The sequence below is a fragment of the Staphylococcus sp. ZWU0021 genome (assembly GCF_000798895.1).
GTDB lineage: Bacteria > Bacillota > Bacilli > Staphylococcales > Staphylococcaceae > Staphylococcus > Staphylococcus saprophyticus.
Genome location: NZ_JTLN01000005.1, coordinates 79,810 through 98,678, shown reverse-complemented (window position 1 = coordinate 98,678; position 18,869 = coordinate 79,810). Strand labels below are relative to the sequence as shown.

Genomic DNA, 18,869 nt, shown 5'->3' with positions numbered 1-18,869 from the left:
TTTATTAATAATCGTATAGGTTTATACGTTGAATATTAATAAGATAACAACTGCTACAATTTGAGCTACAACAGTTGTTGCTATTCTACGTGTATAGAAATAACTTAATGAAAGTGCCATTTGTACAATAAATACAAAGAAAACAATCCATAAGTTGTCAAGATAGTAAAATAATGAAGCAGAACATAATGCTGTAATTATAATACTTAACCAACTTGGGATATTTAATTTTATTAATTCTTTTTGTAAAACAGTTCTCATGTAAAGCTCATGACAAGGTATAACAAAGACTAATGTTACTAACATTTGCCATTTATAATAGACACCCGTACGTGTGAGTTCTTTGATTAATTCAGCATATTTTATATCAGAAGCAATTGCTGCGATAATAAGTTGAATAATAATCAATACAATACCAGTAATAATGCCCACACCTAGTGATGTGAGTAAACGTTTAGATTCAATATCTCTCTGATAAAAGATATAACTGATACCAGCAATTAGCATAATGCCCGTATAAAGATACCAATATTCTTGTTTCTCGCCCCACATTACCAAAAGAATAATGTGGAATACTATGAAACTTACGACAAACCAAATTAGTGCCTTAGAAATTCTATTCATTTTAACTATCCTTCTTGTTCGACGATTGTGTATCGTTTGTGATTAATGACAGTTTTTTCTGGCAAGTCTAGTTCTTCGAAGTTCTCCATAATTGTTAAATCAACAATTACTGAGTTGTCATTAATTTTTTCAACTCGACCTTTTAAGCCGTCATAAAATTCTACGATATTTCCCACTTCTGCAACAGTCATTTTTAGCCCTCCCTAGAAATGCTAACTAGATAGTATTATACAAAAAATCGGCAGACAAATAAACAAAAAACCATTAAATTGCATGATGTAAAACAATTTTCAATTTTTAGCAAAATATCAAAGTGAATGATTGGCAATTTTTGTGAAAATATAGCATAAATAGGGTAAGGGCATATATTTATGGAAAAGGAGTGCAGTAGATGAAGTTTATTAGTAACAACGACATTACAGATCCAACATTAAATTTGGCAATGGAAGAATATGTTTTAAAAAATATGCCAAAAGATGATAGTTATTTTTTGTTTTATGTAAATAGACCTTCGATTATTATTGGGAAAAATCAAAATACAATTGAAGAAGTGAATCAACCATATATAGACGAACACGGCATTGATGTCGTTAGACGTATATCTGGTGGAGGAGCAGTATACCATGACACAGGCAATTTAAACTTTAGTTTTGTAACTGATGATGATGGTAACAGTTTCCATAATTTCAAAAAATTCACAGAGCCGATTGTTGAGGCATTACAATCATTAGGCGTTGATGCTGACATGAGTGGTAGAAATGACATTCAAGTAGGTAGTGCAAAAATATCAGGTAATGCTATGGTCAAAGTAAAGGATCGTATGTTTAGTCATGGCACATTAATGCTAAATAGTGAATTGAATGAAGTCCAAAATGCATTGAAAGTTAATCCAGCAAAGATTAAATCGAAAGGTATCAAATCAGTAAGAAGCAGAGTAGCCAATATTTCTGAGTTTTTAGATGAACCTTTAGATATTGATCGATTTAAGGAAATAATTTTAAAAACAATTTTTGGAGAAGCTACGCAAGTAGAAGAATATATATTAACTGATGACGATTGGAAAAAAATTGAACAACTAAGTAATGAAAAATACCGTACATGGGAATGGAATTACGGTAGGAATCCAAAATATAATTTTGAAAGAGAAGAAAAATTTGAAAAAGGTTTCGTTCAAATAAAATTAGATGTAAAAAAAGGTCGGATTGAGCATGCAAAAATTTTCGGTGACTTTTTCGGTGAAGGGGACATAACTGAATTAGAAAATGCACTAGAGGGTACAATGCATGAATTCGATAGTATAGAAGAAGCACTTTCAAATTACGATATTTATCATTATTTTGGTGATATTGAACGCTACGAATTAATCAGATTAATGTCATAATAAATAACATATAAAAAGGTCTATTCTCTATCTTAATTTTAAGTAGGGAATAGACCTTATTTTAAGTAACAAAACAATAAATTAACCAACGAGAAATTCCTCCAAATTTTTGTATTCTTCAGTATAGCGTTTGAAATCATTCTCGTTTTTATTTTTTAAAGCATTATCAATGAGTTGTTCCAATTTTTGCTTACGGACGTTCCGCAATGATTCATCTATGATCAATTCAATGCCTAAATCATTAATCGTAGATACAAATGATTCTAGTGTATTGTACTTTACATGTGTATTATGTTTCATAATCAACACAGCCCCTCTATCTATATTTATATACAGTATACAAGGTTTTAATTTTTAAATCAATGAATATTCAGACTTTTCCGAAAAAATAAGTGTAAAATGCAACTTTACAAAAAATAAATTAATGCAAAAGTATAGATACTAAAAATTAATTGCAGAAAATTTATAAAAATTATTATTATATAAGTTGATTTTAAGATGTTTGTATTATATTATTTGATTGTCGCCATAATATATAAGGAGGTAAAAATATGATTCAACCCTATATCATTAAAAAAGGGGATATGGTTTTACAACCATGCAGTTTATCAACTGGTAAGTATGAAGGTAGTTATCTTTTAAAGTATAAGGATGACAGCAAAGTTCTAAAAGAACGTGTTCCAAAGATTATTGATCGATCGTGTAGATTTTATGGTAGTAGTTATAATTTTAAGAAAGAAGATACGATGAGAATTACTGGCATAAGCAGTAAACCCCCAATTTTATTTACTCCACTTTTTCCTACTTATTTTTTCCCAACGCACTCTGATAGAAAAGAAGAAAATACTTGGATTAATATTCATTATGTTCACCAAATCAAACCACTAAAAGAAAAGAAATGTAAAGTGACATTTGTAGATAATCAAACAATTGTAGCTAACATTTCAGCACATAGCATGCATCATCAATACCTAAATGGTATTTATTATTACTATATGATGGATAGGGCAGCAAGAGTTGCTACCTTTGATCCAGAATCTCCTATTGATTATACAAAACCTCAATTAAATATTTATGAAGCATTAGCAAAATATTCATTATTTGAAAATAAATCATAGTAAATTTGGCGACGTAAGCATGTAAAAATGATATATGTGGAATATTATATTAATTTAGTGTAAATATTACGCATATTTTTTTACGTTTACTACTTGAAAATTTAACGAGAGTTGATATAATAATATTTGTGCTTGATTAGAGCAACCCATTATTCCACAGTAGCTCAGTGGTAGAGCTATCGGCTGTTAACCGATCGGTCGTAGGTTCGAGTCCTACCTGTGGAGCCATTGGAAACGTACTCAAGTTGGCTGAAGAGGCGCCCCTGCTAAGGGTGTAGGTCGCGAGAGCGGCGCGAGGGTTCGAATCCCTCCGTTTCCGTAATATAAAACTTTGTTTTAAACACCGTAATCCTTTTTGGGATTGCGGTGTTTTTTTGTGCGTTTAAAGTAAGTGAATTAAGTAGTGTTTGCAATTCTATAAAATAGCTCAAATCATATTTTTGTTAATCACAAAAAAATAATGTTATATTAATAATGAATTAATGTTGATTGTATAAAAAAATAATATAATTTTAAAAGGAGATTTTAAGATGGTCAAACCTTTATATGAAACAAAAGTGATTAGCAATGGTGGAAGAGATGGTAAAGTATTTAGTGAAGATAATACATTTTATCAGGATTTAGCAGTGCCGAAAGAGATGGGTGGTAATGGCGTAACAGAATCTAATCCCGAGCAGCTATTTGCAGCAGGTTACAGTGCATGTTTTAACAATGCACTTATGCATATTTTAAAAAGCGATAGTAAAGGCACGATTGAACCAGAAGTAAGTGTGACAGCTTATTTATTACCAGACAAGAATGACGGTGGTGTTAAATTAGCTGCAGAATTAGATGTAACGTTAACTGATATGACTCAGGAAGAAGCAGAAACTTATGTTGAAAAAGCGCATAACTATTGTCCATATTCTAAGGCTTTAAAAGAATCAATCGATATTGAAATTCAAGTCAGTGTCAACTAAATTAACGAAGATAGAAAAAGCTTATAACCCTTAAAGTACAAGGCGTTATAAGCTTTTTTGATTTATACAATTTGCGATTAGCTTTATTATTTATTTTTACTTATTAAATTTCTAATTGCTTTAACAATATAACCTACAGCTAAAGCTCTGAATACACGTTGAATAATATTTTTCATCCTAAGACCTCCCAAAATACAATTGAAATGTTTTAATTTGCGTTATTTTCTATTTACCCAATTTTAAGACAAAATATAGATGATTTTGCAAATTCATAAATTTTATAAGAGGTTAAAGTCTATTTCTCGAGGATAATCAATCCATCTTCATCAGCTTTGTTGAAAAATATTGTTAACAATCCACTAATAATCGCAATGATATAGGGGATACCAGTCCAAAAGAAAATAAGGTGAAGTATTCCTTGTAAAAGCTGATTTGAATAAAATTTGTGTATACCACACCAGCCTAAAATAAACGCAAGTACGACGTAAATGACTTTATTTACTTTCATTATTCCATATCCTTTCATAAATTATAGTTAATACGGTAATTATCTCTTATCTTTTACGATACAACAATTGATTTAAAAGAGAAAAATTAAATAGTATTAACTTCGAAATTTTAGATTTTATCATTTATAATTAAAATAAATAATTAATGAAGCTGAGGAGATTATATATGATTAGAAAAGCAAATCCAAACGATATTCAAAAAATTGCAGAATTGTGTTACATCATTTGGCAAGAACTAGAAGTTGATATGGTAAAAGGTATTGAAAAGGAACGTTTACTGAAAGTAATGGAGCAAAGTATGATTGAGGTACCTTACAGAGGTCATTATAGCAATACATGGATATATGAAATAGATGGAGAGGTAGCAGGGTGCTTAATTGCATATCCTGGCAATAAGGAATTAGAAATGGAACGTGCGTGGCTAGATATGACGTTAGACGATGATATTAGAGCATACGGATCGCCGATGCCGATGAAAGAGGCTAATAATGATGAATGGTATATAGAGACGGTCGCAACATTTCCACAATATCGTGGAAGAGGTGTTGCCACACAGTTAGTTAAACATGTGCTAAATGCATATAAAGATGAAAAATGGAGTTTAAATTGTGATGTAACTAATGAAGGCGCATTAAGTGTGTATAAAAAGTTGGGATTTGAAGCGAATAGTAAATTTGATCTATATGGTCATATACATTATCACATGGTTTATAAAGCGAATTAAAAAAGCCGAGACATGAATATATGTCTCGACTTAATTCAGCTTATTTACAGTGGTTAACAGGGACGAAAATGTATACGTCCGAGTCATGGGAATGTGACACTAGCACGTTCTTAAATACCACCAAGTAATGCGCTAATATAAATACCTAATGCATATAGTAAACCAAAGAATGTATTGGTTTTACCTGTCGCTGCCATCGCTGGCATCATTGTTTGAGGTGTATCGTTTTTCTTGAATCTACGCACGGCTTTAATTGGCATTGGGAATGAAAGTAATGCTAATAAAAAGAAGATTGAACCACCAGGGATAAAGAAAGTGATATAAATAACAAGTACATAGGCAATAATATACATGAGGCCTAAGAAGCGTACTGAATTATTTTTGCCTAATAAGATTGGTAGTGTCTTTCGACCACTTTCTTTATCTTTAACACGATCTCGAATATTGTTGGCCATATTGATAAGACCAATAGTGATTACAATTGGAATGCTTATCCAAACAACAAAGCTTTGTAAATTGCCAGTTTGAATAAAGAATGCAATTAATATAATAATCATACCCATAAACACACCAGAAAACAGTTCGCCGAATGGTGTCCATGAGATTGGTAAAGGACCACCAGTATACAAATAACCAACTGCCATACAAACTAGACCAATTGGCAGTAACCAGAATGAGCTTTGTATTGCAATGAAAATACCTAATAAAGCGGCTATAATATAGAATGCAATGGCTAAATTCATTACTAATTTGGGACTCATACCATTTCGAACAATGGCGCCTCCGATGCCAACTGAAGTATGGTCATCTAAGCCTTTTTTGAAATCATAGTATTCGTTGAACATGTTCGTTGCAGCTTGTATTAATAGACAGGCAATTAACATAGCTAATAAGAGACTTAGTTTTAAATGATCTTCACTCCCCAGTAAGAAGAGCTTAGCTGAAGCAGTACCAACGAGTACAGGTACGACAGCAGCAGTCAATGTATGTGGTCTCATTAACTGCCAGTACTTTTTGACAGTTGAATATTGTTGATATTGAGATGACATAATGATTTACCTCGAATTCTTTAAATTTATGATATTTTTTATCTAATATATTTTAATAGAATAAGGTGTAAAGGTCAAATTACGTAAAAATTTGTAGTAACGAAATAAGCTAGAAACCATACACACATTGTGAAAAGTGGTACAATATTATAATGAGTGTAAACTGATAAATGAAAGAAGTGAAATAGATGACATTAGACCTCAGGGAAAGTGAAATTGTCGAAGCGGTATACGAAAGTAATCATACTTGGGTTTCAGTAGAAGCAAAAATAGACTATGAATTAGATCCTACAGTATTATTCCATTTGACTGAAGAAAATGCTGGAGACCGTTTTTATTACAAGAAAAATGACAACAAAACTTCATTCTTTGGCTATCATGCTATTACTAGATTTAAAAATGATTTTGAAAATAAACAATCTATTTTTCGAGAATGGCAAAAATACAAAAGTGATATTGAATTAATACATCCGAGCTCCGATAAACATCATCTGAAGATTTGCGGAGGTTTCCAATTCTCAATGCATAAATCTGGTGATGAGTGGCGAGAATTTGGTATTAATCATTTTATACTACCAGAAGTATTAATAACTATGGAAAATGGTGTTTCTTATATTACTTATACTGTAAAAGCAGAACAATTTGAAATTGAACAATTTAAAGCGTTGATTGCACATTTAACTCAAAATACAATAGATTCTGAGTTTGAAATTGGTAATATTAAACGCATTGAAGATATATATAAAGATGAATGGCGTGATTTAGTTAAGGATACAATTGATGTATTAGATGAACATAAAAAAATTGTATTAGCGAGAAAACGTTTGGTTATGTTTGATAAAAATATCAATATACCGTATATCTTACAAAAAGCATCACAAGGTGAACATAATAGTTACTTATTTGTCTTAGAGTCACAGGATAGTATATTCTTCTCGCAAACACCGGAACAATTAATGGAAGTTAACAATGGTATATTATCTACCAAGGCTGTTGCTGGAACAATCAAACGTACACATCAAGATGAAGTAGATAAAGAAAATATACAGGCTTTCTTAAATGATGATAAAAATTTAAACGAACATCGTTTCGTAGTAGAAAGTATATTAAACGATATAGCACCTTATGTTAGAGATATTACTTTTAACGAAACACCGCAGATATTAACCAATGATCATTTATATCACCTATATACAAAAATTAAGGGTCAATTAGAAAATGATTCATATATTGGATTGTTAGACAATTTACATCCAACACCAGCGCTTGGAGGCTATCCAAAAGCTGAAGCAATTGAATACATTGAACAAAATGAATTCGGTACGCGTGGATTATATGGTGCACCTGTTGGATATATAGATATGAATGATGATTGCGAGTTTATTGTAGCAATTAGATCCATGCTAATTAAGAAAAACCAGGCCACATTATTTGCTGGTTGTGGCATTGTGAAAAATTCTGATGCGGATAGTGAAGTCGAAGAAACTGCAGTTAAATTTAACCCTATGATGAAAGCTTTAGGAGTCGAGGAATATGAATAATCATACAGATGCATTAACAAAGCAGGTCTTTACAATTGTTTCTGAATTATATGCTTATGGCATTAGAGAAGTAGTTATAAGTCCTGGATCGCGTTCTACACCACTAGCAATTGCTATAGAAGCGCATCCCAAATTGAAATCGTGGATTCATCCAGATGAAAGAAGTGCAGCCTTTTTTGCAATGGGTTTGATGAAAGGTAGTGAAAAACCAGTCGCTATCCTTTGTACATCAGGAAGTGCAGCTGCTAACTATACACCTGCGATTTCCGAAAGCAGTTTGAGTCACTTACCATTAGTTGTACTTACAAGTGATCGACCTCATGAATTAAGAGGCATTGGTGCACCTCAGGCAATAAATCAAACGAATATGTTTGCTAATTATGTGCAGTATCAGTTTGATTTTCCAATTGCTGAAAAGAATGATAATGAAGATATAATGGCGAATACAATTAAATTCCAATTGCAAAAAGCGAGTCAATTTCTTTATGGCCCACATCGAGGACCCATACATCTTAATTTACCTTTTAGAGAACCATTAACACCAAATACTGAAAAAGTAGAATGGTTAACTTCAGATACAAAGATATTGCCACACTATCAAAAAACAACGAGTTTAAATGAAATTAGTGCAATGATGAAAAAAAGAAAAGGTTTAATCATTGTTGGTGATATGCAACATCAAGATGTGGATCAAATTCTTACATTTTCAACAATCCATGATATGCCAATTTTAGCTGATCCATTGAGTCAATTAAGACGTGAACACCATCCGAATGTGGTTACGACTTATGATCTATTGTTGAGATCAGGTTTAGAATTAGAGGCTGATTTTGTCATTCGTGTTGGTAAACCTGTAATTTCGAAAAAATTAAATCAATGGTTAAAAGTAACAGAAGCATTCCAAATATTAGTACAAAATAATGATCGTCCGGATGCATTTCCGATCACCCCACACGTATCATATGAAATGTCTGCTAATGATTTCTTTAGACAATTATCAGAGATGCCAACAGTTGAGCGTAAGCAATGGTTAGAGAAATGGCAAACAGTGGAAAAACATGCAATAGTAGAAATCAAAGATCATTTAAGAACTGCTACAGATGAAGCTGCTTATGTGGGTAATGTATTAGATAAATTAACCAAGGATGATGCTATATTTGTGAGCAATAGTATGCCAATTCGTGATGTTGATAATCTATTTATTGATTGTGAGGCAGAAGTATTCGCGAATCGTGGTGCGAACGGTATAGATGGTGTCACATCTACGGCGTTAGGTATGGCCGTGCATAAAAAGATTACATTGTTGATTGGAGATTTAGCATTTTACCATGATATGAATGGCTTATTAATGTCTAAATTGAATGATATACAACTCAATATCGTCTTACTTAATAATGATGGTGGCGGTATCTTTTCATATTTACCTCAAAAAAATGAGGCAGATGCATATTTTGAAAGATTGTTCGGTACACCAACTGGATTGAATTTTGAACATACGGCGTTATTATATGATTTTGCATTTGATCGATTTGATACGATTGAAGCCTTTAAATATGCAGATTTATCGCAATTTGGTTCACATATTTACGAAATCATGACACATCGAGAAGATAACAAACAGCAACATCTTAAACTCTATAAAAAGTTGAGTGATATTATCGATGTTACATTATAAATTTCATCAATCAACCGTACCAACAGACAAATTGTTAGTCATGTTGCATGGCTTTATTAGTGATCAACAGACATTTGATCAACATATTCATAGTCTAAATAAAAATATAAATATTTTAACTATTGATTTACCGGGTCATGGTGCAGATCAGTCTGATTTAGAGCATAAATGGGATTTTCCTTTTATAAGTCATGAGTTAGATCAAACGTTGCGATTATTTACAAATTATCAAATTTACTTACATGGTTATTCTATGGGTGGTAGAATTGGACTTTACTATGCTTTATATGGTCAAGCGCAATTAACAGGGCTTATACTAGAAAGTACATCTCCTGGAATTGAAAACAGTGATGAGCGACAAGAAAGACAGCTAGTTGATCAAGCTAGAGCAAAAGTGCTTGAAATAGCTGGCTTAGAGGTGTTTGTGAATGATTGGGAAAAATTACCGTTGTTTTATACGCAGTATGAGTTAGATAAATCAACAAGAAACGCAATTCGTGATATGAGATTACGTCAAAATCCAATGCGTTTAGCCAAAGCTTTGCGTGATTATGGAACTGGACAAATGCCGAACTTATGGCCACAATTAAATCAAATTCAAATACCGACGTGTATCATAGTAGGTGAATTAGATGGTAAGTTCTGTAAAATAGCTAAAAATATCGTTTCAGTTATGCCAAATTTTGAAATGCATGTTGTTGCTAATAGTGGACATACAATTCATGTGGAAGAAATGGCAGAATTTGATAGAATAGTAATAGGTTTTATTAATAAGGAGGAGCAAAATGACTAGACAGTGGGAAACAATTAGAGAATATAAAGAAATTAAATATGAATTATATGATGGTATTGCAAAAGTTACAATTAATCGTCCTGAAGTACGTAATGCATTCACACCAAATACGGTACAAGAAATGATTGATGCATTTACAAGAGCACGTGACGACCAACGTATTTCTGTCATTATTTTGACAGGTGAAGGAGATAAAGCGTTTTGTTCTGGCGGAGACCAAAAAGTCCGTGGCCATGGTGGTTATGTAGGCGATGATCAAATTCCACGTTTGAACGTTTTAGATTTACAAAGACTTATTCGTGTAATCCCTAAACCTGTAGTTGCAATGGTTAGAGGTTATGCTATCGGTGGCGGTAACGTATTGAACGTTGTATGTGATTTAACAATTGCTGCAGATAATGCTATCTTTGGCCAAACAGGACCTAAAGTAGGTTCGTTTGATGCTGGCTATGGTTCAGGTTATTTAGCTCGTATCGTAGGACATAAAAAAGCACGTGAAATTTGGTACTTATGTCGTCAATATAATGCTCAGGAAGCATTGGACATGGGCTTAGTCAATACGGTTGTTCCTTTAGATCAAGTTGAAGATGAAACAGTACAATGGTGTCAAGAAATGAAACAACATTCTCCTACAGCATTAAGATTCTTAAAAGCAGCTATGAATGCTGATACGGATGGATTAGCTGGTTTACAACAAATGGCAGGAGACGCTACTTTACTTTATTACACAACGGATGAAGCTAAAGAAGGTAGAGATGCATTTAAAGAAAAACGCGATCCTGATTTTGATCAATTCCCTAAATTCCCATAAAAATTTAGGATGTGAAATTAGTGTATAAGGATTACCTGAGCTAAAGCTCAAGCATAAGAACTACTTATTCACATATAATGTGAAAGTAGTTCTAAGTTGTACTTTATATCTACTGGTAATTAAGAAAAGAGTCTGGACATTTTGACATGTGCCAGGCTCTTTTTTATTAATTTTAGAATATCAATTGTATTTAATAATTAATAATAATATTAATATTCAAGCGTACTAATATTGGTAGATTATGATTTGTTATTGTGAGTTAGTTAAAAATTTTAGAATGTAAATTCAAAATATTTACCTTAATGTTTTAGTGTTTCTTTTCAAAATAATAAATGGTGGTATACCTTTATATGTGAAAACTTTTTTACAATTAATTATTAAATTTGACTATTATTAAAACATCTATTAATATTATTATTAATAGATTGGGGGAGACAGATGACTTCAAACGATTATGATCAAATGAGAAAAGAAATGTGCTATTTATTTTATATTACTAGCAAAGAAGTAGTAAATAGATTTAATAAGTATTTAAAGCAATTTGATATTAGCTTTCCGAATTATATTGTCTTACTTTATATTGAAAATGATAAACCTATATATATTAAAACCTTATGTGATGAACTTTATTTAGATTCAGGTACAATCAGTCCAATTATTAAACGTTTAGAAAAAAAATCACTTATTGAGCGTATGAGAACGGAAGAAGATGAGCGCAGAGTGAAGGTTCGATTAACTGAAAAAGGATTAGAATTGAAAGATTATTTTCCAAAAATATCAGAGGATGTCATTCAACAGTTTAATATGAAGAGGGAAGATTCTCTTGCTTATTATGAAATTTTAAAAACGTTCGCTGAACAAAATATATATATAAATGATGAAGAAAGATAAATATAACAAGATTGAATAGCTGACGAGCAGCACTTGTTTATAAAAAAACCGAGTAAAAGTTATTAATAGACATAACTTTTACTCGGTTTTTAATTTAATTATATTTATTTTTAAGGTAATCTTCTAATCTTCTCATGGCTTCTTTTAAAGCATCAAGTTCGTATGCGTAAGATATACGAACATGCCCCTTTCCAATATCAGTAAAAGATGAACCAGGTACAATTGCAACATGAGCATTTTCCAGAACATCTACACAAAAGTCAAAATCGTTTTCTGTAAAGCGTTGAATACTTGGGAAAATATAAAAAGCACCTTCAGGTTTGGCATCGAGTTCAAAACCTAATGATTCAAGTTTTTGTATAAGGAAATTACGGCGTTCAATATATGCTTCGTTCATATATTGTGGTGCTTCAAGTCCTTCGTTCAATGCAGCGATACAAGCAATTTGTGCTGGTACATTTGCACAAATACAATTGTAGGCATGCATAAAAGTTAATTTTTCAATAAGATATTCTGGACCTATTAAGAATCCAATGCGAATACCTGTAGCAGAGTGAGATTTACTTAAACCACCAACTAATAATAATTGTTCTCTAATAGATGGGAATTCAGCGAATGATGTATGTTTGCCAGTAAAAGTGTTTTCAGCATATATCTCATCACTAATAACAAATATAGGCATATGCTTTAAAGTTTCAGTTAGTGCTTGAACCTCATTGTGGTTCAAAATGACGCCCGTTGGATTAGTAGGGTAGTTTAGTAATATGGCTTTGGTCTTCGCAGTTAAATGTGCCTCTATAGCTTCAGGTGTGACTTTATAATTCGTCTCTGTGGTATCAATATAAACCGGCACGCCACCTAATGTTTTGATAAGTGGAATATAGCCAGAATATACTGGACCTGGTATTAATATTTCATCACCTTCATCAATGATGCTTCTTAATGCAGTATCTAATGCTTCACTAGCACCGTTGGTAATAATAATTTCTTCGGAACTATATTTAAATCCATAACGTTGATGGAAATATTGGCTAACTGCATTTCTTGTTTCCACTAGACCTTTATTATGTGAATAGCTTGTTTGATTTTCATTTATTGCCTGGATATAAGCAGATTTAACAACATCAGGCATTGGAAAATCTGGTTGACCAATTGTTAAATTAATACAGTCTTTTATACCGCTAATACGGCTTGAAAATTGACGAATACTTGGTGCACTTAAATGTTTTGAATTATTATTTAATGATAGTTTCATTGTATAAATCACCTCAAGATTTAAAAATACCAAATTTAATTTTATATGTAGAGTTAGAGCGAGAATCAAAGATAGCTTTGGCTTTTGATTCTCGCTCCACAAGCATGTCGATATAAAGTTATAATGGATAGCAAAAATTTATATCATGCTTATTTTTTAATGATACTTGCTATAAAGCGATTGCGTTAATTAATGGTTACGCATCATTACTTTAAATATATCATATCGCGTTTCACAGTACCTTTATTCTTTGAATTTAGAAGGGGATTGTAGATTAATAATTGGATTTGTCCATTTTGATACAAAACGTGTTGATAATGCATAGACAATAATCGTCGTAAAGAGCAGTAAATAGACATAAGTTAATATCGATACTGAATCTTTAAATGGATAAATACCGAATCCACGTATAACCCCGATGACTAAACCATGTAATAAATAAACATACATTGTTCTACGTCCAATATAAGTGTAAAACTTTTCTTTTTCTGGTATTAGATTTAAGAAAGAGAAAAGTGTTATTAAAATTATGAAATAAAGTAATAACCTTTTAATAGGACTGTATAAGTCTTGTTTACCTTCGAGTGACATATAGGGTGAGTCACCTAATAACCTATCTGCATTAATAGGATGATATGTATAAGTAACATAAAATACAATCAAAATGATGATAGAGATTGGAACAAGTTTTTTATTTTTTAAAGTTTGGATATGCTTATTCGTAAACAGATAACCTAAATAAAATATTGGAAAGAACATGATGGTTCTTGAAAAGCTTAGATAATTATCGATATTTGATGAATAACCCGCAAATAATGAGATAATTATGGCAATCGGTAAAACATAGTATGGTTTATAATCCTTCACGATTACTAATATAACGTGGAAAAAGAATAATGTAAGTAAAAACCATAATGCAAATACTGGATCGAATGGATCAAATTTCACACTATCTTCTTTACCAGTTAAATAATAGTAAAAAGAGAAAAAGCCAAAGAAAATAACGTAAGGAATTAATAGTTTTTTAGAGACTTTTTCTAAATAACCAGCTTGGCCTGCTTTTTTTGCAAAATAACCAGAAATAAATAAAAAGCCCGGCATATGAAAGCTGTATATTGTTAAATACAATGAAGAAAGATGTTTACTGGCTTCTGTATATGGCTGTAATAAATGGCCAAACACAACAAGAAAGATTAACATTGCTCTAGCATTATCGAAAAAGTAATCTCTCTCTTTCAATTGTGACATTATTTTGCTCCTTTTATATATGCGCTACTTCTAATTTATTATAAAACATATGAGAAATGCAACAAAATAGTACAATTTGTCTTTTATTATTGTATATTAGGAAGAATACTATTATAATATTAGAAAATAAAATAGTGTATTTAACCTCTTAAGAATTTAATTTAAAGTAGTGGAGATGACCAACATGTATAAACAACTAGAACAATTAATTACACTGACGAGCAATGATCTTAATTTAGTAAGTAGACGATTTGGACAACGTACAGATTTAACTTCAGAGCAATTGGAGATGCTAAGAATTTTATATAATTATAAAAAGTTATCTCAATATGATTTAACAATGAAGATTAATAAAGAACAATCTATCGTATCACGTTGGATCAAGAAGTTATGTCAAATGGGTTATATCACGAGCAAACAATCCAATAAGGATTTGAGATGCAAAGATTTAATGGTGACAGAGAAGTCAAAAGCTTTAGTCGAACAAATAAATGAAGTTAGGATAGCGCTAATCGAAGCACGATGTCAAAATTTAACAGCTAAAGATATTGAAAGCTTAAATCAGTTATTAAAAAAATTAAATGCACATCATACATATTTTATTAAATGAAATATAAAATAAACGAAGCGTAGGTGATATATAGCACTTTTTTGAAAAGTGATGTATTACCTACGCTTCGTTTAATATCTTTTGTTATTTATAAAGCATAAAGTGATTTTTACTTTTTAGTCATCAAATACCAAAAATTGGGATACAGGTAAAGCTGATAAACATTTAATAATGCCTCTAAAAAGTAGTACGATTATTTATAAGTATCTACGTCGAAGTATTTACCTAATTTACCCATTGAATCATAAAACCCTTTAATACGTGTAGCATTATGTGCTGCCCATGCTACATCTGTTGCATATTGATGAACACCTGGATTTTCAGGGTTCCAACGCATTTTGTAAAGTGTGTTTTGACCTTGATTGATATATGAGCCAGCGATGAATTTAGCACCACCAACAATTGCTTTTTTAACAGTATTCCAACCATTATTCTTGGCTGTAGCGAAACCTTGTTTAACAGCATCGCTATCAACAGCACCAATACCAAACATATTATAGTATTTATCTTTGCCATTAGTTACGACTTTACCGTTAACAACATCTCCGCCATTAGCTAGTTTAGATGTACCATTACCAGTTTCAAGTAGGGCATGTGAAATTAAATATACTTCATTGATATTATAAGCTTTGGCAGCTTCGCTAAATGCTTCACCTTGGCCTTCTAAAATACCTTTACCAACTAATAGTTTATCCAAATCAGCTGAAGAAATATTTTGTGATTTATCTAAACGTAAGAATTGATATTTTTGAGTTGGATCTTTAATTAATTTGCTAGAATCCATAGCATTTTTAATTTCAGTTGCAGAAGCATCTTCCCATTTACCAGCTGTATGTTGAATTTGTGGTTTGAATTTCAATCCTTTTTGGATAGCAACTGCTTGATCAAGTGTAAGACCTGATTTGTAATATTTCACTAATTCTTTACGTAAGTCATCTTCTTTTACCCAAACGACTTTACCATTAGCTAATTTACCATGGTACCAAGTGACACCATTAATGACTTGTTTTTCATATACAGTGAAAATACCTTCATAAAAGTCTTTCAATGAACCAGCAGCTTTTCCTGTTAATGGATCAATATAATAACTACCTTTTTGGTTATGAATGATGTAATCATATTTGATAGGTGTTACAGCTGATTTTGTAACGCTAGGTGTCTTCGTGGTACTATTTAAATCTTTTGCAGCAATCCAACCAGTTTTATTATTAACAATACCGTAGATATATTCATCTTTGTCAACGTAGACTGATTTTGATGCATTAAATTGATTGTTTTTTACATTTTTTAAAGTATCTAGTTGTTGTGATTTTGTACCCCAAGGGACAGCATAAAGACCATTATTTGTAGCTTTAACAGTATATTGACCATTTTTAGCCGTTGTCTTACTTAAGTTACGTGTATTGATATCTTTTGTATTAACCCAACCGATTGGTGTGTTTTGATTTGTATTTTGGATTAAGACATATGTGTTATTGCCTTGTGTACGTTGTTTAGTAACAGTAAATGTTTTACCTGAGAATTTAGATGCATCTTTACCTTTTGGATCATAAACTGTTGTTTTAATTCCAGAATTAGTAGCATTTAATTGACCAATCTTACTTACAGTTTGTGTTTGAGTTGCTGCTGGTTTCTTAGCAGTCTCTTTAACTGTTATATCTCCAGTTTGCATCCAACCTAAATTAGTATTGGTTTTATTATCAGTAATTAAATAAAATGCATTGCTACCTAAAGTTGCTTTTTTACTTAATTTGTATGTTTGACCATTCACATATGATTTTTGTACACCTTGCTTATCATATACAGATGTATATACACCATGATTAGATTTAGCAACTGTACCTTGTTGATTAGTTAAATTAGATACAACTAACTTGGCAGTCGTAGACGGCTTGCTTGGCGTCGTAGATGGTGCTGTTAATTTACTTAAGCTAACCCATCCAGTTAAATTATTTACAGTACCATAAATATAGTTTGTTTTACCAATTTGTTGTTGCTTAGTTGCTTTAAATGTTTGAGCTGATTTACCTGAAACAGAACCTGCTTTTTGACTACTTGTTCCCCAAGGAACTGTATAAATCACTTCTCCAGGATTAATTTTATAAGTTTTATTGATTTTTGCAGCGGCTTTAGCGGCGTTATAACTCACATCACCTTGATGTACCCAACCAATTAAAGTGCCTTTGTTATAGTCAGAAACTAAATAGTATTGTTCTTTACCTAAAGTAGCAGATTTAGTAACTTTAAGTGTTTGGTTTACACGATCAGTCTTTTTACCTTTTTGGTCATAAACGGTTGTGTATAAACCATCATTTTTTGAGTTGATACGGCCTACGCCATTATTTTCAGTAACTTTAACGGTACCTGATTTTGATGGGGGAGTTGTGCCTGTGTTTCCAGAACCAGTGCTACCGCCAGTACCACCTGTACTGCCAGAAGAAGTAGTACCCCATGCTGCTGCTTGACCAGTTTTAATTAAATATTTTTCATAAATTAAATCGTAAAGTTCATCATAGCTATAATTATGTGCTGCTAAGTAACCATGAGGGTCAGAGTGGTCAGAACCACCTAAATAATTGCTGACTGCTTGGTGAGTCCATACCGTACCAACACCATCATATTCAGCACTGTCTGGGACTAAACCATAATATTGTAGGTTAGTTGCTGCGTAGTCGGCATAATTATTTATTGAACGTGCAAAAGAGTCATAGTCATGCGTATGAACTAATTCAACATGTATAAAACGATCATTTGCTTGTGGACCGGCACCCCATGCTAAGTAGTCAGTATTTGCAGTTTCAATAATACGATCACCATCTACATATGCATGAACAAAAGCGCTCGTGTAATTATTCTTCATATAGTTAATCTCACCAGTGATAGTTGAATTATCATTAGCAGTATCATGCATTACAATACCTTCAGGTTTGCCATAACGGTAATTATATTGAGGTAAGTAATTTGCTATATCTTGTTCGTAATTTGGTGCTTTAAAATTATTTTTACGAATATAGTTATTAATTGATGAATTAACTTTTGGTGAATATTTAGGTAATGCCGTACGTGTTGTTGCTTCTTTAGTTACTGCAGAACGTGTTGCTACTGCAGTATTAGCACTAGTAGTAGCTACTCTAAGCTTAGGTGTTACTTTTGCACTAAATGTAGCTGGCTGTACTTTGTTTTCTGCTGTAGAAGCTTCTTTAGATGATGTAGATACTTTGGCATTATCTTGCTTGTCATTAGAAACAACGTCATCTTCTTTAGAAGTTGCTTTGTCATCTTGAGTGGCAGATTCATTTTGATCTGCTATATCAGAAGCGTTAGCGTCACTATGAGTGTCGTCTTGTTTATCACTAGAAGCAACGTCTTCATTAGAAGTTTCTGCTTTATCATTTTGAGCAACAGATTCGTTTTGATCTGCTATATCAGAAGCGTTAGCGTCACTATGAGTGTCGTCTTGCTTAACATCAGAAGAAGCAACGTCATCTTCATTAGAAGTTTCTGCTTTATCATTTTGAGTTTCAGATTCGTTTTGATCTTTCACATCATCAGAAGTGTTAGCGTCACTATGAGTGTCGTCTTGATTAACGTCAGAAGAAGCAACGTCATCTTCATTAGAAGTTTCTGCTTTGTCATCTTGAGTTTCAGATTCATTTTGATCTGCTACATCAGAAGTGTTAA

General features: G+C 32.0%; 19 protein-coding genes and 2 tRNA genes. 12 read left to right on the top strand and 9 right to left on the bottom strand.

Annotation, left to right across the window (positions count from 1 at the left end; genetic code table 11):
* Window positions 1-21: 21 nt before the first annotated feature.
* Entirely contained in the window at window positions 22-624 is a 603-nt protein-coding gene (locus tag L987_RS01115) for a CPBP family glutamic-type intramembrane protease (protein WP_002483736.1), read from the bottom strand.
* A 5-nt stretch (window positions 625-629) separates the two neighbouring features.
* Window positions 630-815 carry a YkvS family protein gene (locus L987_RS01110; protein WP_002483735.1) on the bottom strand — a complete coding sequence of 62 codons (186 nt, stop codon included), beginning with the start codon at window positions 813-815 and terminating at the stop codon, window positions 630-632.
* 200 nt (window positions 816-1,015) lie between these two features.
* Between L987_RS01110 and L987_RS01105 the strand changes: the two genes are divergently transcribed.
* On the top strand, window positions 1,016-2,005 hold the full coding sequence (locus L987_RS01105) for a lipoate--protein ligase (protein WP_002483734.1): 990 nt from the start codon (window positions 1,016-1,018) through the stop codon (window positions 2,003-2,005).
* An 81-nt stretch (window positions 2,006-2,086) separates the two neighbouring features.
* Here the strand turns inward: L987_RS01105 and L987_RS01100 are convergent, their stop codons facing one another.
* Window positions 2,087-2,305 (bottom strand): IDEAL domain-containing protein, encoded by a 219-nt coding sequence (locus L987_RS01100; RefSeq protein WP_011303465.1) that lies wholly within the window; start codon window positions 2,303-2,305, stop codon window positions 2,087-2,089.
* Window positions 2,306-2,556: 251 nt separating this feature from the next.
* Here L987_RS01100 and L987_RS01095 point away from each other — a divergent pair, with 251 nt between their 5' ends.
* From L987_RS01095 to L987_RS01080, 4 genes are all read left to right on the top strand, one after another.
* Complete coding sequence (locus L987_RS01095; protein ID WP_011303464.1) at window positions 2,557-3,123, top strand: competence protein ComK; 567 nt, start codon at window positions 2,557-2,559, stop codon at window positions 3,121-3,123.
* 153 nt (window positions 3,124-3,276) lie between these two features.
* A tRNA-Asn gene (locus L987_RS01090) sits at window positions 3,277-3,351 on the top strand.
* A 2-nt stretch (window positions 3,352-3,353) separates the two neighbouring features.
* A tRNA-Ser gene (locus L987_RS01085) sits at window positions 3,354-3,442 on the top strand.
* 211 nt (window positions 3,443-3,653) lie between these two features.
* Window positions 3,654-4,082, top strand: coding sequence for an organic hydroperoxide resistance protein (locus L987_RS01080; RefSeq protein WP_002483731.1), 429 nt, complete (start codon window positions 3,654-3,656; stop codon window positions 4,080-4,082).
* 86 nt (window positions 4,083-4,168) lie between these two features.
* On the opposite strand, the gene L987_RS14270 is transcribed toward L987_RS01080, so the two are convergent.
* Complete coding sequence (locus L987_RS14270) at window positions 4,169-4,258, bottom strand: SAR1012 family small protein (RefSeq protein ID WP_011303463.1); 90 nt, start codon at window positions 4,256-4,258, stop codon at window positions 4,169-4,171.
* Window positions 4,259-4,377: 119 nt separating this feature from the next.
* The gene (locus tag L987_RS01075) at window positions 4,378-4,590 is read right to left on the bottom strand and encodes a TM2 domain-containing protein (protein ID WP_011303462.1); all 213 of its coding nucleotides are present in this window, start codon (window positions 4,588-4,590) and stop codon (window positions 4,378-4,380) included.
* 167 nt (window positions 4,591-4,757) lie between these two features.
* Between L987_RS01075 and L987_RS01070 the strand changes: the two genes are divergently transcribed.
* Window positions 4,758-5,315, top strand: a complete 558-nt coding sequence (locus L987_RS01070) for a GNAT family N-acetyltransferase (protein ID WP_047502492.1) — start codon at window positions 4,758-4,760, stop codon at window positions 5,313-5,315.
* A gap of 110 nt (window positions 5,316-5,425) precedes the next feature.
* Here the strand turns inward: L987_RS01070 and L987_RS01065 are convergent, their stop codons facing one another.
* Window positions 5,426-6,364: a 1,4-dihydroxy-2-naphthoate polyprenyltransferase gene (locus L987_RS01065; RefSeq protein ID WP_047502489.1), complete on the bottom strand. Its 939-nt coding sequence runs from the start codon at window positions 6,362-6,364 to the stop codon at window positions 5,426-5,428.
* Window positions 6,365-6,552: 188 nt separating this feature from the next.
* Between L987_RS01065 and L987_RS01060 the strand changes: the two genes are divergently transcribed.
* The 5 genes from L987_RS01060 (at window position 6,553) to L987_RS01040 (ending at window position 12,075) form a co-directional block, all read left to right on the top strand.
* Window positions 6,553-7,905, top strand: coding sequence for an isochorismate synthase (locus L987_RS01060; protein ID WP_011303459.1), 1,353 nt, complete (start codon window positions 6,553-6,555; stop codon window positions 7,903-7,905).
* Window positions 7,898-9,580, top strand: coding sequence for a 2-succinyl-5-enolpyruvyl-6-hydroxy-3-cyclohexene-1-carboxylic-acid synthase (gene menD / locus L987_RS01055; RefSeq protein WP_011303458.1), 1,683 nt, complete (start codon window positions 7,898-7,900; stop codon window positions 9,578-9,580). Before L987_RS01060 ends, menD begins: the two co-directional genes overlap by 8 nt.
* Complete coding sequence (gene menH / locus L987_RS01050) at window positions 9,567-10,373, top strand: 2-succinyl-6-hydroxy-2,4-cyclohexadiene-1-carboxylate synthase (RefSeq protein WP_011303457.1); 807 nt, start codon at window positions 9,567-9,569, stop codon at window positions 10,371-10,373. Before menD ends, menH begins: the two co-directional genes overlap by 14 nt.
* Window positions 10,366-11,184: a 1,4-dihydroxy-2-naphthoyl-CoA synthase gene (menB, locus tag L987_RS01045; RefSeq protein ID WP_002483725.1), complete on the top strand. Its 819-nt coding sequence runs from the start codon at window positions 10,366-10,368 to the stop codon at window positions 11,182-11,184. Before menH ends, menB begins: the two co-directional genes overlap by 8 nt.
* Window positions 11,185-11,622: 438 nt before the next feature.
* Window positions 11,623-12,075, top strand: coding sequence for a MarR family winged helix-turn-helix transcriptional regulator (locus L987_RS01040; RefSeq protein WP_047502485.1), 453 nt, complete (start codon window positions 11,623-11,625; stop codon window positions 12,073-12,075).
* A gap of 94 nt (window positions 12,076-12,169) precedes the next feature.
* Here the strand turns inward: L987_RS01040 and L987_RS01035 are convergent, their stop codons facing one another.
* Window positions 12,170-13,330: an aminotransferase class I/II-fold pyridoxal phosphate-dependent enzyme gene (locus tag L987_RS01035; RefSeq protein ID WP_037538858.1), complete on the bottom strand. Its 1,161-nt coding sequence runs from the start codon at window positions 13,328-13,330 to the stop codon at window positions 12,170-12,172.
* A gap of 243 nt (window positions 13,331-13,573) precedes the next feature.
* A complete protein-coding gene (locus tag L987_RS01030) occupies window positions 13,574-14,578 on the bottom strand; it encodes an acyltransferase family protein (protein ID WP_011303454.1) in 1,005 nt (334 codons plus the stop codon).
* A gap of 184 nt (window positions 14,579-14,762) precedes the next feature.
* On the opposite strand from L987_RS01030, the gene L987_RS01025 reads away from it, so the two are divergent.
* Window positions 14,763-15,188 carry a MarR family transcriptional regulator gene (locus L987_RS01025; protein WP_047502482.1) on the top strand — a complete coding sequence of 142 codons (426 nt, stop codon included), beginning with the start codon at window positions 14,763-14,765 and terminating at the stop codon, window positions 15,186-15,188.
* Between the two features lie 193 nt (window positions 15,189-15,381).
* Here the strand turns inward: L987_RS01025 and L987_RS01020 are convergent.
* Window positions 15,382-18,869, bottom strand: a 3,488-nt coding sequence (locus L987_RS01020; RefSeq protein WP_052190928.1) for a GW dipeptide domain-containing protein, incomplete at its 5' end; no start/stop codon positions are given.

Coding starts and splice junctions, on each gene's coding strand:
- menD (WP_011303458.1), top strand. CDS start 7,898: ATGAATAATCATACAGATGCATTAACAAAGCAGGTCTTTACAATTGTT.
- L987_RS01115 (WP_002483736.1), bottom strand. CDS start 624: ATGAATAGAATTTCTAAGGCACTAATTTGGTTTGTCGTAAGTTTCATA.
- L987_RS14270 (WP_011303463.1), bottom strand. CDS start 4,258: ATGAAAAATATTATTCAACGTGTATTCAGAGCTTTAGCTGTAGGTTAT.
- L987_RS01100 (WP_011303465.1), bottom strand. CDS start 2,305: ATGAAACATAATACACATGTAAAGTACAATACACTAGAATCATTTGTA.
- L987_RS01035 (WP_037538858.1), bottom strand. CDS start 13,330: ATGAAACTATCATTAAATAATAATTCAAAACATTTAAGTGCACCAAGT.
- L987_RS01025 (WP_047502482.1), top strand. CDS start 14,763: ATGTATAAACAACTAGAACAATTAATTACACTGACGAGCAATGATCTT.
- L987_RS01105 (WP_002483734.1), top strand. CDS start 1,016: ATGAAGTTTATTAGTAACAACGACATTACAGATCCAACATTAAATTTG.
- L987_RS01110 (WP_002483735.1), bottom strand. CDS start 815: ATGACTGTTGCAGAAGTGGGAAATATCGTAGAATTTTATGACGGCTTA.
- L987_RS01065 (WP_047502489.1), bottom strand. CDS start 6,364: ATGTCATCTCAATATCAACAATATTCAACTGTCAAAAAGTACTGGCAG.
- L987_RS01075 (WP_011303462.1), bottom strand. CDS start 4,590: ATGAAAGTAAATAAAGTCATTTACGTCGTACTTGCGTTTATTTTAGGC.
- L987_RS01095 (WP_011303464.1), top strand. CDS start 2,557: ATGATTCAACCCTATATCATTAAAAAAGGGGATATGGTTTTACAACCA.
- L987_RS01060 (WP_011303459.1), top strand. CDS start 6,553: ATGACATTAGACCTCAGGGAAAGTGAAATTGTCGAAGCGGTATACGAA.
- L987_RS01040 (WP_047502485.1), top strand. CDS start 11,623: ATGACTTCAAACGATTATGATCAAATGAGAAAAGAAATGTGCTATTTA.
- menB (WP_002483725.1), top strand. CDS start 10,366: ATGACTAGACAGTGGGAAACAATTAGAGAATATAAAGAAATTAAATAT.
- menH (WP_011303457.1), top strand. CDS start 9,567: ATGTTACATTATAAATTTCATCAATCAACCGTACCAACAGACAAATTG.
- L987_RS01030 (WP_011303454.1), bottom strand. CDS start 14,578: ATGTCACAATTGAAAGAGAGAGATTACTTTTTCGATAATGCTAGAGCA.
- L987_RS01070 (WP_047502492.1), top strand. CDS start 4,758: ATGATTAGAAAAGCAAATCCAAACGATATTCAAAAAATTGCAGAATTG.
- L987_RS01080 (WP_002483731.1), top strand. CDS start 3,654: ATGGTCAAACCTTTATATGAAACAAAAGTGATTAGCAATGGTGGAAGA.